The 13,919-nt window shown below is 34.5% G+C and carries 12 protein-coding genes; 5 read left to right on the plus strand and 7 right to left on the minus strand.

Translation table 11 applies throughout. The features are described 5' to 3' along the window. The first annotated feature begins 95 nt into the window (after positions 1-95). The 4 genes from ACFS5M_RS04190 to ACFS5M_RS04205 all read left to right on the plus strand — a co-directional run bounded on the left by ACFS5M_RS04190 (position 96) and on the right by ACFS5M_RS04205 (position 3,085). A complete protein-coding gene (locus ACFS5M_RS04190; RefSeq protein ID WP_183486129.1) occupies positions 96-1,232 on the plus strand; it encodes an Mrp/NBP35 family ATP-binding protein in 1,137 nt (378 codons plus the stop codon). A 3-nt stretch (positions 1,233-1,235) separates the two neighbouring features. Beyond that, on the plus strand, positions 1,236-1,478 hold the full coding sequence (locus tag ACFS5M_RS04195; protein ID WP_183486131.1) for a NifU family protein: 243 nt from the start codon (positions 1,236-1,238) through the stop codon (positions 1,476-1,478). Positions 1,479-1,691: 213 nt separating this feature from the next. Beyond that, complete coding sequence (locus ACFS5M_RS04200) at positions 1,692-2,753, plus strand: NAD(P)/FAD-dependent oxidoreductase (RefSeq protein WP_183486133.1); 1,062 nt, start codon at positions 1,692-1,694, stop codon at positions 2,751-2,753. Further along, positions 2,753-3,085: a 2Fe-2S iron-sulfur cluster-binding protein gene (locus tag ACFS5M_RS04205; protein WP_183486135.1), complete on the plus strand. Its 333-nt coding sequence runs from the start codon at positions 2,753-2,755 to the stop codon at positions 3,083-3,085. The genes ACFS5M_RS04200 and ACFS5M_RS04205 overlap by 1 nt, the downstream gene beginning before the upstream one ends. Before the next feature lie 147 nt (positions 3,086-3,232). Here ACFS5M_RS04205 and ACFS5M_RS04210 read toward each other — a convergent pair whose 3' ends face one another. From ACFS5M_RS04210 to ACFS5M_RS04240, 7 genes are all read right to left on the minus strand, one after another. Further along, positions 3,233-4,132 (minus strand): metallophosphoesterase family protein, encoded by a 900-nt coding sequence (locus tag ACFS5M_RS04210; RefSeq protein WP_183486137.1) that lies wholly within the window; start codon positions 4,130-4,132, stop codon positions 3,233-3,235. A 72-nt stretch (positions 4,133-4,204) separates the two neighbouring features. After that, positions 4,205-5,005, minus strand: coding sequence for a T9SS type A sorting domain-containing protein (locus ACFS5M_RS04215; protein ID WP_183486139.1), 801 nt, complete (start codon positions 5,003-5,005; stop codon positions 4,205-4,207). A gap of 38 nt (positions 5,006-5,043) precedes the next feature. Next, entirely contained in the window at positions 5,044-9,255 is a 4,212-nt protein-coding gene (locus ACFS5M_RS04220) for a proprotein convertase P-domain-containing protein (protein ID WP_183486141.1), read from the minus strand. Positions 9,256-9,594: 339 nt separating this feature from the next. Then, entirely contained in the window at positions 9,595-10,773 is a 1,179-nt protein-coding gene (locus ACFS5M_RS04225) for an acyl-CoA dehydrogenase family protein (RefSeq protein ID WP_183486143.1), read from the minus strand. Between the two features lie 130 nt (positions 10,774-10,903). Next, complete coding sequence (locus ACFS5M_RS04230) at positions 10,904-11,563, minus strand: tRNA1(Val) (adenine(37)-N6)-methyltransferase (protein WP_183486145.1); 660 nt, start codon at positions 11,561-11,563, stop codon at positions 10,904-10,906. Between the two features lie 56 nt (positions 11,564-11,619). Continuing rightward, the gene (gene rimM / locus ACFS5M_RS04235; protein WP_183486147.1) at positions 11,620-12,150 is read right to left on the minus strand and encodes a ribosome maturation factor RimM; all 531 of its coding nucleotides are present in this window, start codon (positions 12,148-12,150) and stop codon (positions 11,620-11,622) included. Between the two features lie 151 nt (positions 12,151-12,301). Next, positions 12,302-12,808, minus strand: a complete 507-nt coding sequence (locus tag ACFS5M_RS04240) for a 30S ribosomal protein S16 (protein WP_183486149.1) — start codon at positions 12,806-12,808, stop codon at positions 12,302-12,304. A gap of 134 nt (positions 12,809-12,942) precedes the next feature. Here ACFS5M_RS04240 and ACFS5M_RS04245 point away from each other — a divergent pair, with 134 nt between their 5' ends. Next, entirely contained in the window at positions 12,943-13,812 is an 870-nt protein-coding gene (locus ACFS5M_RS04245; RefSeq protein ID WP_183486151.1) for a DUF6252 family protein, read from the plus strand. Positions 13,813-13,919 lie beyond the last annotated feature (107 nt).

Here is a 13,919-nt window from a genome sequence, read left to right on the forward strand (position 1 = left end):
AGTAAATTAAACCATCAATCATTTCAATAAAAGGGTTTCTAATTCTAAACATTTCGCTGTATATTTGCACTTTAGAATTAATCTAAATTGAGAGCATGAAGTTGAATAAACAAGACATATATAAAGCCCTTGAAACCATTACAGTGCCTGGAGAAGGACAAAATATGGTAGAGAGTGGCGCCATCACAAACGTGATTACTTTTGGCGATGAAGTTATTGTAGATATTACTATAAAAAACCCAAGCCTTCAAGCCAAAAAGAGAACAGAAGTCGATATCCTTAAAACCATACATGAAAAAGTGTATGAAAAAGCTAAAATAAAAATCAACATTAAAGTTGAGGCTCCTGCAAAAGCGGCAACCAACGTTATTAAAGGGAAATCAATTCCTGGCATTCAAAATATTGTGGCTATTGCTTCAGGAAAAGGTGGTGTAGGGAAATCTACAGTCACTGCAAACTTAGCAGTGTCATTAGCCAAAATGGGCTTTAAAGTTGGTGTTCTAGATGCCGATATTTACGGACCTTCAATTCCTATCATGTTTGATGTCGAAAACGAACGGCCTTTGGCGGTTAATATCGATGGCAAATCTAAAATGAAGCCTGTAGAAAACTATGGTGTTAAGGTCTTGTCTATTGGGTTTTTTACAAAACCAGATCAGGCTGTCGTGTGGCGAGGACCAATGGCTGCTAAAGCCTTAAACCAAATGATTTTTGATGCGCATTGGGGCGAACTTGATTTTATGTTAATAGACTTACCTCCTGGTACAGGAGACATTCATTTAAGTATTATGCAATCGCTTCCAATTACAGGCGCTGTTGTGGTGAGTACACCTCAAAATGTCGCTTTAGCAGATGCTAAAAAAGGCGTCGCGATGTTTCAGCAAGATAGTATTCAAGTCCCTGTTTTAGGTATTATTGAGAATATGGCTTACTTTACACCAGAAGAATTACCAAACAATAAATATTATATCTTCGGAAAAGAAGGCGCAAAGAACCTTGCCGAAGACTTAAAGGTGCCATTTTTAGGTCATCTTCCATTAGTGCAAAGTATTAGAGAAGCAGGTGATGTTGGTCGTCCTGCAGCATTACAAACAGCAACAATTTTAGAACAAGCTTTTGAAAAGCTTACTCAAAATGTAGTTCAGGAAGTCGTGCGAAGAAATGACACATTACCTCCAACCGAGGCGATTAAAATAACAACTATGGCTGGCTGTTCAGCTGTTAAAAAATAGCATATGAGTTCAGAAGAATTAAGGCTTAATATAGAAAAAGCCCTAGATGAAATTCGCCCTTTTTTGCAAAGCGATGGAGGCGATATTTCGTTATTGTCTATCGAAGACGATAAGTTGGTAAAGGTCCAATTACAAGGCGCTTGTGTTGGATGCAGTGTCAATCAAATGACGCTTAAATCTGGTGTAGAAATGACCATTAAAAAGTATGCGCCTCAGATAGAACAGGTTATTAATATTGAATCTTAGTTGGGCGTGACCACAAGGGTCAGGCTTTCGGCAGTCGCTTTTTTACTGTCACCTTGAGCGCAATCGATAGGTCTATAGTAAAGTAAAAAGAGCTCCAACAAAGCCTCAATCCTTCACGCAAACTGACAAATGTCATAAAAACTAAAAGATAAAAAATAGAACTTTGCAGAGTTAAAGTTAAAATAAAAAGCACCCATTTTTAAGGGTATTTATATGATTAAAACAGACATACTTATAATTGGCGCAGGCCCAACTGGACTTTTTACTGTTTTTGAAGCAGGCTTACTCAAATTAAAATGCCATTTAATCGATGCACTTCCTCAGGCTGGCGGACAATGCTCAGAGATTTATCCTAAAAAACCTATTTACGATATTCCCGCCTATCCAGAAATTCTTGCAGGCGATTTAACCGATAAGTTATTAGAACAATGCAAGCAATTCGAGCCAGGATTTACCCTAGGAGAACGTGCCGAAACGATAGAGAAACAAGACGATGGTACCTTTATTGTAACCACCAATAAAGGAACAAAACACCATGCTCCTGTAGTAGCAATTGCTGGTGGATTAGGAAGTTTTGAGCCTAGAAAGCCATTGATTCATAATATTACAGATTTTGAAGATAAAGGTGTAGAATACATTATAAAAGATCCAGAAATCTATAGAAATAAAAAAGTAGTTATTGCTGGTGGAGGTGATTCTGCTTTAGATTGGAGTATTTTTCTAAGTGATGTGGCTAGCGAAGTAACTTTAATTCACAGACGAAATGAATTTCGTGGCCATTTAGATTCTGTTGAAAAAGTACAAGAATTAAAAAATGCAGGGAAGATTAATTTAATCACTCCTGCAGAAGTTGTAGGTATTGTAGGCGATCACCAGGTGAAAGCAATAGTGGTTAAACAAGCGGAGCATATCGAAAAAGAATTTGAGTTAGAGTGTGACCATTTTGTCCCTCTATTTGGCTTATCGCCAAAGCTAGGGCCAATTGCAAATTGGGGACTAGAAATTGAAAAAAATGCGATTAAAGTTAATAATGCTCTAGATTACCAAACGAATATTCCTGGTATTTTCGCCATAGGTGATGTGAATACCTATCCTGGAAAATTAAAATTAATTTTATGCGGTTTTCATGAAGCCACATTAATGTGTCAAGCGGCTTATCAAATTATAAATCCAGGAAAACGGTATGTGTTAAAATATACCACTGTAAGTGGTATTGATGGTTTTGATGGTACACGAAAAGAAGCGCCAAAAGCAGTGGTTAAAAAAATAGAATAGTGGAACAAGACGTAAATATTAAAATCACAGATCGTGATGGTGTCATTCATGAGGTGTTAGCACCTACAGATATGGCTATGAACTTAATGGAAGTGGTACGTTCTTATGAACTTGCTCCAGAAGGTACCATTGGTATTTGTGGTGGTATGGCCATGTGCGCTTCTTGTCAATGCTATGTCAATTCTAATCATGAATTGCCAGAGATGCAAGACGATGAAGAAGCCATGTTAAGTGAAGCGTTCCATGTGAAAGACAATTCGCGATTAGGCTGTCAAATACAAATAACACCTGAAATGGAAGGTTTGGAAATTGAGCTAGCTCCAGAAAGTTAAATATTAAACCTAAGCCTTGCGTTAAGGATTGAAATGGCATCCTTTTTATGTTTGTTCTTGTGTTTGTTTTGAAATAGGATGGAGAAGACATAAAAAGATATAATGTAAAGCCTGACCTTTTGAAAAAAGGGAACGCCCAAAAACTAATTATTCTGTTTTATAATCGATTAATTTTTTAGGGCCTTCAAGTAAAACTCTTACTATTTTGAGTGTGCCATCCTCACTCGTTGCAATTTGCCATTTGATTAATGAAATGGCACCATTTTCAATTTCTATTCCTGTAATACTGCGAGGATGTACGCAGCTTCCATCATTAAAAAAAGCAATATCGCCTGGTTCTGGAAAACGCGGTCTATGTGTATGACCAACAATGGTAATGAGGTTATTGTTTTCGATAATCCATTTTTTGGTGCGACGCTCTACTTTAATTAATTCTTTGTAGTTTTTTGCTGGACTTGTAGGGTCTGCAATTCCCATAACATTTAATGGTTTCCATAAAACACGAACCATAAAACGGCTCCATTTCCAAAACGTGTAATTCCACCAATCTGCTTGGTGACCATGAGTTAAAAACAATTCTTGCTGAGTTTTGGTGTGCTTTAAAATAATACCTTCATGATATTTAATATTGGTAAAGAGTGCGACATCTTCTCCAATTTTTGGGTCAAAATAAGTCGATAAATTTTTCTTAACATACTCAGGGTCTCTATATACCATGTCGTGGTTTCCCCAAATCATGTGCAGTCTGTTTTGCTCATGAAAAAGTTTCATGAGCATATACACATTTTTATGTGCTTCTAGAATAGGTGTAAAGGACAAGTTTTCCCAAAGTTCATCACCATCACCAATTTCACAATAATTAAAGCCTTCTGCATAATAGTGTTTTAAGGCATGAAAGTATATGTTTCTGTTGTTGGCAAAATCATCAGCAAAACTATTGTCACCTCGATGACAATCGCTAAATAGGATAAATTTAGAATTATCGTCAAAGTCAACAATTTTTGAATCATTGTAGGCTTTATCTAATCGTTTTTTTGCTGAAAACATAAAGTAAATGTAATTAAAAAGCATAAAAAAAGCGAACCTTTTAAGCTCGCTTTTTTATACTTTTATAATTGGTTATTCTATAATAATCTTTTTTGTTAGATGTCCATTGGAAGTATATACTTTAAGCAAATACACACCAACAGGTAGTTGATTGACACGAATTTGATTGGTTTGCTTTGTTTCAAGAACACGTTTACCTGTGATATCAAATAATTGCGTTGATTGAATTTGATAAGATGACGAGATATTAATAAGCTCAGAAGTTGGATTCGGATAAATCTGAATGCTTGCATTATCCAGTGTGATGTCTTCAACAGTAAGCGTAGAGAACATAAAGCTATCTAGTCCAGCCGCAGGCGAAGAAAAGTAATCTTGAGTTGATGTGGCATCAATATTAGAGTTGTAAAAGCTATCTAAAACGCCTCCAGCTCCCATTGCAATAGGGTCAGAATTTAAAAGAAAATACATTTCGCCAGAAGTAGGGTTATTCGTTATTTGAAAACTTACTAAGTCTATTTGTTGTCCAGAGGTATGAGCTAGAATACTTTGTCCTGGTGGTAAATTAAATTGAAATACATCTTTTGAACCATCACCTAAACCAAGACCTGTTAAAAAAGCGGCGTCATATTGCTGAACATCCCATGGTCTTCCTGTTAATAAACCTACTTGATTAGCGACATCATCAGCGCCAGCAGGAAGTACTAATGTAAAACCAACATCAGAAGCATCTGTATTTCCAGAGGAATCAAAATCTGGAATGGCTACGATTTTAAAGTCATAATTAGAAACATGTATTATACCAAATTCATAGCTTTGAGCGTAACTAAAAATGGTTGTCAATGTTAGAATAATAATTAAATAATTTTTTTTCATAATGGTAAATATATAAATTTTATAATAAGTGGTTTAGATTAATCTTGAGGTACTGCACTATTAATAGTAAAAGTTGGTGAATTAAACCCATTTCCTGGGTGAGATAAGACATTGTCTTTAATAATATTTCCGTCGTTGTTAGCGCCAGAGAATTTTCCGTTACCATCCATATTTAAATCATAATTTAAATATCCAGACGATGTAAATGTCGCCGAGTTAAAGCCGTTAGCAGGATCGTCAAGGACGCCATCTTTTATGGCATTGGCATCATTATTAGAGCCAGAAAATTTAATTTGACCATCACCACCAACATCACCAGTCCATAAAGCAAAGGTTCCGCTCATGTTAACTAAAGCATTCGCGCCTAAAACAGTCGTGCTTCCATTCATATAATTTTGTGTCTGATTAAGCGGGAAAGGTTGCTTAAGACTTGTTATTACGCCAACATGATTACGGTGTTTTAGCACCACATTATAATGTTTGGCCTGTTGTGAAAATACTAATGGGCTCACACCATCTGGAGCGACAATATCACCATCGCGTTGTAAAAGAGCAGATTGCCCTTCTATGACTAGAGTGTTATCTGTATCATCACGTAACTCTACCCAAACCCAATCTACAATGGCATCTGTGCCAATCGTACTAAAAGGTGTGCCAATAAGAGGCGCATTATCTGCATAAGGTGAGGTTGATGGTAAATAGCCATTGGCGCGTAAATCGTCACGCATAAAAGCTTCTTCACCAACACGAGGGTTTAAAAAGGCACCTTGTAAATACGCAGAGGCTTCTACAACAACCTCCCCACAATTGGCACTAAATTGGGTTTGAGGGTCAACAGAAAAGTTGATTGGCGTATTAATTACATTATTCCAGTCGTTTGCAATGCTCTGATTATCTACTTGAATACAAGTGAGATTAGGGTTGAAGTTAACAACTAACTCTAATAAACTAGTGTTGAAATTGTTGTTAATATTTAAGTTTTCTAGTAGATTTCCGAAACAATGCAATGAAATTATATCTGAATTCTGACTGACATCTAATGTTGTTAATTGATTTATCGAACAGTTCAAATAAACTAAAAATGAATTCTGACTGACATTTAATGTTGTTAAATAATTGTCATGACAATACAAAACAGATAGATTTGTAAATCCTTCAATCCCTGTTAAGTCATAAATATCTTGATTTGATACTTCTAAAACATCTACTGTATTAATTCTATTATTAAGCACAAAATCATCGTTAGCAATACCATTTCCCATACTTGTTGGGTCGCCTAGAGGCACAACCGTTCCTAAAGCATCATGAGTTTCTAGGTGGTTTTCAAAATTATCATCTGGCACATACGTGCTGATTGCAGGATTTCTATAGGCAGAAATTTTAAAGGTGCCTAAGTTGTTATTTTCATAATCCCAGGCACGAGCATAAATAACTTCTCCTGGTGTACGATTTGTTAAAGTGATGATTGAATAAAAATCATTATTATCTATATCAACATCGTCATTACAAGTTATTTGGATAAGGCTCCCTGGTAAGCCAGAATAAACTGCTAAACCAGTGTCGTCGATACTAGATCCACTATTTAATTCTGTTTCAATAATAACACTCCCGTCATCTGGAATGGTAACTTCATACCATAAATCACCACCAAGATAGCCTGCAGAATCACTAAAAGTACCACAACCTGTTGGTATTGGAATAGAGGAATCTATAAGCTCAGACGCTGTAGCAATGGTATTATCTGCAATTTGTGCTTGATCTTCAAAATCATGACCAACGTTTAATGTATAAGCTTTTTTAGGAATGTTATTAAAGTTGCAATCGATACTAAAATAGGATTGAGGATCTATATTTATCCAGTTGGTCGTTGAGTATACTGTGTTGTCAACCTGAATACATTGTAAATTAGAATTAGATCTACTATCAAAAGAAGTGAAATTAACATTATTATTATTCCTAACATTTAAAGAATTAAGATTATTAAATCTACAATTTAAAGAAGTTAACGAAGTATTATTGCTCACATCCAAAGTGGTTAGATTACTATTAAAAGAACAATCTAAAGAAGTTAATACAGTATTATTGCTCACATCCAAAGTGGTTATATTAGTATAAGAACAATCTAAAGAAGTTAACGCGGTATTATTGCTAACATTCAAAGTGATTAGACTATTATTAAAAGAACAATCCAAAAAAGTTAGAGCAGTATTATTGCTAAAGTCCAGAGAAGTTAGGCTCATATCACTGCATCGTAAATCAGTTAACGCAGTATTATGACTCAAATCTAAAGTATCCAGACTATTGTTGTCACAATTTAAAACTGTAAGACTTGTAAAGTCTTCAATTCCAGTTAAATCATCAATATCTTCATCGTTTACATCTAAGGTTGTTACTGTGTTTATATTAGCAGTTGTCACATAATTGTCGTTGGCAATACCATTACCCATACTGGTTGGGTCTGCTAATGGGACCACTGCCCCTGAAGCATCATGGGTTTCTAGATAGTTTTCAAAATTATCATCGGGAACGTATGTGCCACAATCTTCACTAAAAGAAGAAGTAGGGTCAATAAGTGTCCAATTAGTAGTCGAGTAGGTCGTATCATCTACTTCTATACAGCTTAAATTAGGATTGCCATCACTTCTAAAATAAACAAAGCTTGTGTTATTTCCATTAGCAACGTTTAAATAACTAAGTTGGTTATTAAAACACCGTAGGTTATTTAAAACGATATTATTGGTTAGATCTAGAAATTCCAAATTATTATTGCCACAATCTAAATAGGTTAGACTAACATTATTACTTACATCTAATTCACTAATATTAATTCCTTTAATATCCAAAGTTTCTAAAGCGCTATTATTAGTTACATCTAAAGTTCCAAGGTTATTTAATATAAGCCATAAATATTTTAATTCTAAATTATGACTAAGGTTTAAATTTGTTACAGTATTAGCAGTAATGTCAAATGCTTCTAAATTAATATTAGTATCAACATTTATGGCAGTTAATGAATTTGATCTTAAAGAAAGATTTTTTAGATTAATATTATTCGATACGTTAATGGTTGCTAGATTGTTATTGTCACCATTTAAAATTTCAAGAGCAATAAAATCTTCTATTCCAGTAAGGTCTGATATGCCTAGGGTACTAACATTTAAATGTGTAACCGTATCAATTTTTGAAGTAGGTACAAAATTATCATTAACTGTACCATTTCCCATACTTGTTGGGTCGCCTAGAGGTACGACAGCTCCAGAAGCATCATGCGTTTCTAGGTAGTTTTCAAAATTATCATCTGGGACATAAGTGTCATTAGCGTAAGCAGAAATTTGAAAGTCACCAAAGTTGTTGTTATTGAATTCCCAGACTCTTACAATGTAAGGACTACCAGGGTTTAATCCGCCTACTTCAATTTTAGAAAAGAAATCTGAACCACTTTTATCATCATTACAAGCAATGAGGTTATTAGATGTGTCATAAATAGCGATGGCTGTATCTGTCACATCAGAACCAGGAACGGCAGCAGTTTCTATGGTTATGGTTCCGTTATTAGAAGCCCAAGATTCAAACCATAAATCACCACCAAAATAACCACCATTATCAATGGTGCCACATCCTGTTGGAATATCTAAATTGGTCCAATCATTAATTTCAGAAGCTGTTGCTCCTGTATTATTAGCAGTAATAGGATCATCTGAAAATTGCTCACCAGGTACTATTAAATTAAGTGGTCCTATAAAATTATCATTTTCATTATAACCTGCAAACGTAATAGACCAAGAGTTAAGTGTACCTGTATCAAATTCATAAGCATCACAAACAATTAATAACCATTCGCTATTTGGGTCAAGGCTATCAAAAGCACTTAAGCTGTTTTCAGGTAAATACCCGGCTCTATATGGTGCAACACCAAGTGTAATACTAGTATTAGAGCCTCTAGTAAAAACGGTATTTGTATAATTGTCTCCATTATCTGTTGCATCAGGGTTAACTAAAACGACTGAAGTTCCAGAATTTACATGCGTTAGTGTTAATGAGATATCACCAATATAGGTATGTGTTATATCGATATCGATATGTGCCAGATTTGATGACGTTGCACCTGTAACTGTGGTTGAAAACGTATTAGGTGTAGTCGCACAATTGTTGTCAGTTATTGGCCCTGTTGTCCCATTAAAAGTTTGAGAAAATGAAAATATAGTTGTGAAGAACACCACAAAAATTGTGGAAATGTAGTTTTTGATCATTGGTTAGTTGGTTTTAAAACTTGATATATATCTAGTTTATAACACCAATAGGTAGCTTAGTAGAAAAGGTAACTATACATCAAAAACAATAAGAATAAGTAATAATTAATTAGTACTTAAAACAAGAATGGTTGATTAATAGCTGAGCTAATTTATGAAAAAAAAACATACAAAGTTGATAATTAGTTTATTATGCATTAATTTTTTTTAGAATTGTATATTTAAAGGGGATATTAAAAAAAATGCTCCTCAATATAGAGAAGCTTTTTTGTAAATTATATCAACCCGGTTAGTAGTAAATTTTATTTCTACCATTAGATTTTCACATTCGTTGAGATTTTACTTAAAAGCATTTAAGCCAGTCACATCTAAACCAGTAATTAATAAATGAATATCGTGTGTCCCTTCATAAGTAATCACACTTTCTAGGTTCATTGAATGCCTCATAATTGAGTATTCTCCAGAAATCCCCATGCCGCCAAGCATTTGTCGTGCTTCACGAGCAATATTTATTGCCATATCTACATTATTACGTTTAGCCATAGATATTTGAGCAGAAGTTGCTGTACCATTATTACGCATAACTCCTAATTTCCAAGCTAATAATTGTGCTTTAGTAATCTCTGTAATCATTTCGGCTAATTTCTTTTGTTGTAATTGAAATTGTCCAATAGGTTTTCCAAATTGCATGCGTTCTTTACTATAGCGTAAAGCAGTATCGTAACAGTCCATAGCAGCACCAATTGCTCCCCAAGCAATTCCAAAACGAGCTGAATCTAAGCAACCAAGAGGTGCGCCCAATCCAGATTTATTAGGCAATAAATTTTCTTTAGGAACCTTAACATTGTCAAAAATAAGCTCACCAGTAGCAGATGCTCTTAAAGACCATTTGTTGTGTGTTTCTGGAGTAGAAAATCCTTCCATACCACGCTCAACAATTAAACCGTGAATTCGGCCTTCTTCATTTTTGGCCCAAACGACAGCAACTTGAGCAAAAGGCGCATTAGAAATCCACATCTTAGCTCCATTTAAAAGATAATGATCGCCCATATCTTTAAAATTAGTCACCATGCCTCCAGGGTTAGAGCCATGGTCGGGTTCTGTTAATCCGAAACAGCCCATCCATTCACCAGAAGCTAGTTTAGGAAGATATTTTTGGCGTTGTTCTTCATTTCCATATTTCCAAATAGGATACATGACTAAAGAGGACTGTACAGAAGCTGTACTTCTAACTCCAGAATCTCCACGTTCTATTTCTTGCATGATTAACCCATAAGAGATTTGATCTAATCCAGCACCTCCATATTCATGTGGAATATATGGACCAAAAGCGCCAATTTCGGCTAATCCTTTAATAATTTGAGAAGGGAATTCAGCTTTTTGAGCATAGTCTTCAATAATAGGAGATACATCTCGTTTTACCCAATCTCTAGCGGCATCACGAACAAGTTTATGTTCGTCAGTTAGCAACTCATCGAGGTTATAATAATCTGGTGCTTGAAATAAATCTGGTTTCATCTAGTTGTTGTTATAGTTTTAGAGGTCAGATGTCATTCACAATAAATGTTCATTTCATTTATTCCTCTATGCTCTTAATTTTTAATTGAATAATAGAAAAACTATTAATGAAAGCAAATGTAACAAAATGCTACATTTTAAGATAGAAATCTTTCACCAAATTTATATACGCTTCTGTATATTTATGTCTTTGGGTTTCTATAATAAGCTCTTCTGTTTTGATATCACTTTTGTGGAAAGAAAATTCAATCAAACTACGCTTTATTTCAGATGAAGGCGAGCCTTTTACATGTAAAATTCTATTAGGTATGAGTTTGACTTCTGAAGCTAAAGAAATAAAATAGGCCTCTTCTTTAAACGGAAGCACCACAGAAAATATACCATCGTCAGATAATAATTTTGAGACGCCTTCAACTAAATGTTTAAAAGGTAAGGCGTCAACAAAGCGCGCTAAATCACGTTTAGAGTTCTCCGTTTTATAATTTTCCGAATAAAAAGGAGGGTTAGAAATGATAAGGTTATATTGATCGTCTATTTCGTTAACAAACTCTTCCAAAGATGCATGATAACAAAAAAGCCGATCTGCCCAAGGCGAGTTTTCAAAATTCGTCACGCATTGCTCGTAGGCATTAGTGTCTATTTCAATAGCATCAATAAGTTCCGCTTGACTACGTTGGGCTAGTATAAGCCCAAGAATACCTGTGCCTGAGCCAATATCTAAAGCAGCAAAAGGATTGTTTTTTAGCGAAACCCATGCGCCAAGCAATACAGCATCTGTGCCAATTTTCATAGCACATTGGTCTTGCTGTACTTTAAATTGTTTAAATGTAAAAGGTTTGTCTGACACTATTCTTCTAAATATAAATCAATAAGACCTTCAGGTGTTTCTACTGTAATAGTTTTATTGACTTTATCGACTTTCTTAATAAAATGATCATTCATCGGAATTAAAATTTCAATCCCATTTCTATCTATTTCAAAAAGGGCTTGTGCAGTCGAATCATTAACACCAGTAATAATGCCAACTTGCCCAAAGTTTACATCTTCAATAGTAAAACCTATAATCTCATGATAGTAAAATTTATCATCATCTAGTTTAGGTAAAAACTCTAAGGGCAAATAAAGATTACTTTTCATAATAGAATCTACATCAGCTTCAGTATCTACATCTTCAAATTTTATGCGAAGTAATTCCGATTTATGTAATTGTGCATGCTCAATAAAAAAAGGAACAAGGTGGCCTTTTAAATCTACAAAAACAGAGTCAAGTCCATCATATATTTCAGGTTCATCTGTATCGAGTTTTACAAGGATTTCACCTTTAAAGCTGTATTTTTTTACAATTTTGCCAAGAAAAAAACAATCTTCTTTTTTCATGTGTTTATATTTATTGTTTTTCAATGGTCACATGTAGCATCCATTTAATCATAATCCTTGAGTATTAAATTTATTGTATGGATGTTTCATAATATTAAATAAAAAACTCCGATACATGTATCGGAGTTTAAAAGTATAAAAAATAATTTTTTTATTCTTCTTCGTTTGATGCTTTTGCTTCTTCTTCAGCTTCGGCAACTTCTTCAACAACAGGAGCTGCTGCTGCGATTCTAGCTTCGTTAGCTGCTTTTTCAGCTTCAAAAGCTTTTGCTTTTGCATCAGCTTCAGCTTTAGCTAATTCATCAGTTTTAGAACCAATTTTATTAGCTTTTTCTTCTAACCAAGCATTAAATTTAGCTTCAGCTTGTTCCTCAGTTAAAGCTCCTTTTGCTACACCACCTTTTAAGTGTTTTTTTAACATAACACCTCTGTAAGATAATATAGCTCTTGCAGTATCGGTTGGCTGTGCACCATTTTCTAACCAAGTTACAGCACCATCAACATTTAATTCAATTGTTGCTGGATTTGTGTTTGGATTGTAAGCACCTAATTTTTCTAGGTATTTACCATCTCTCTTCGCGCGAGCATCTGCTGCTACGATCCAGTAATAAGGTTTTCCTTTCTTACCGTGTCTTTGTAATCTAATTTTTACAGGCATAATAATTAATTAATTGAGGTTCACGACCTCGGGTTATTAATAAGTGCGCAAAGATACTGTATTTTTTTTATTTAAAAGTTTTCTGTTAATCATTTTTTTTATCTTATTTTTAGAGTCTTAAAAAATGAGATGAAATGAGAAAATTATTAATATGTTTACTTGGAGTGTTTTTACTTCATGGATGTGCAGAAGAAATAGAATTTAATAACCCTTCAGTTCAGGCGAATAAAGATGGTCAATTTTGGAGAGCAACTAATTATCAAGTAGATATTGATGATGGTGCAATTATTATTAGAGGAGGCTATAATTCTGAAGCTATTTGGTTGTTGCCTAATGATGATGTTCGTGGGACTTATGTGTTAGGAGAAAATGCAATTAGCGAAGCAAGATTTGTTGATGAAAACGATTTAGAGTATTCTACAAGGTATGAGCCAGATCCTTCAGTGCAATTGTATCCCGCTGACGGACAAATTATTATAGAGAGTTTTGATGAGGTCGATGGTCGTAATACAGTTACAGGAACGTTTTGGTTTAATGCTTTTACTCCTGATGGACTTCAAAAGATTAACTTTAATGAAGGCCATTTTTACAGGATTCCATTTACAGGTGGATTAGTTGTAGACCCTATATTGTCTTGTGACGAATCTGTTGCGGCATCTGCCGCTGCATTAGAAACATACAATGCAACAGATGAGGCGAGTGAAGAGTTCCCAGCAGTATGTAATGCTTATATTGCTGCTTTAATGAATCAAATTACGAGTTGTGGAGATGAAACTAATGTCATTCAAGACATTATTGATGGACTTGATTGCTCAGAAATTGTAGTGCCTGGCGAGTGTCAAACCTGTACTGGTGGAGTTATACCAGATTCAGAATATTGTGACAATGGCGATGGAACTATGGATGTAACTACTGGAGGGTCTACTACTACAGTTGATTTAGGTGGTGTTAGTTTTGAATTTTACATTGAGGCTTTAGAGTCTAGTGGCTCTACATGTAACTAAGTGAAATAGTAAATAATACAAAAAAGCACAACATTTATGTTGTGCTTTTTTGTTTACAACTGTTTATAACTTTAAACAAATTAGAAGGTCAATTTTTCTTATTTTTA

It is taken from the genome of Lacinutrix iliipiscaria (assembly GCF_042686125.1).
Taxonomy (GTDB): Bacteria; Bacteroidota; Bacteroidia; order Flavobacteriales; family Flavobacteriaceae; genus Oceanihabitans; species Oceanihabitans iliipiscarium.

Excerpts from the sequence above, each read along its gene's own strand:
- ACFS5M_RS04240 (WP_183486149.1), bottom strand. The coding sequence starts at position 12,808 with ATGCCTGTAAAAATTAGATTACAAAGACACGGTAAGAAAGGAAAACCT.
- ACFS5M_RS04210 (WP_183486137.1), bottom strand. The coding sequence starts at position 4,132 with ATGTTTTCAGCAAAAAAACGATTAGATAAAGCCTACAATGATTCAAAA.
- ACFS5M_RS04195 (WP_183486131.1), top strand. The coding sequence starts at position 1,236 with ATGAGTTCAGAAGAATTAAGGCTTAATATAGAAAAAGCCCTAGATGAA.
- ACFS5M_RS04225 (WP_183486143.1), bottom strand. The coding sequence starts at position 10,773 with ATGAAACCAGATTTATTTCAAGCACCAGATTATTATAACCTCGATGAG.
- ACFS5M_RS04220 (WP_183486141.1), bottom strand. The coding sequence starts at position 9,255 with ATGATCAAAAACTACATTTCCACAATTTTTGTGGTGTTCTTCACAACT.
- ACFS5M_RS04200 (WP_183486133.1), top strand. The coding sequence starts at position 1,692 with ATGATTAAAACAGACATACTTATAATTGGCGCAGGCCCAACTGGACTT.
- ACFS5M_RS04230 (WP_183486145.1), bottom strand. The coding sequence starts at position 11,563 with ATGAAAATTGGCACAGATGCTGTATTGCTTGGCGCATGGGTTTCGCTA.
- ACFS5M_RS04245 (WP_183486151.1), top strand. The coding sequence starts at position 12,943 with ATGAGAAAATTATTAATATGTTTACTTGGAGTGTTTTTACTTCATGGA.
- rimM (WP_183486147.1), bottom strand. The coding sequence starts at position 12,150 with ATGAAAAAAGAAGATTGTTTTTTTCTTGGCAAAATTGTAAAAAAATAC.
- ACFS5M_RS04215 (WP_183486139.1), bottom strand. The coding sequence starts at position 5,005 with ATGAAAAAAAATTATTTAATTATTATTCTAACATTGACAACCATTTTT.
- ACFS5M_RS04190 (WP_183486129.1), top strand. The coding sequence starts at position 96 with ATGAAGTTGAATAAACAAGACATATATAAAGCCCTTGAAACCATTACA.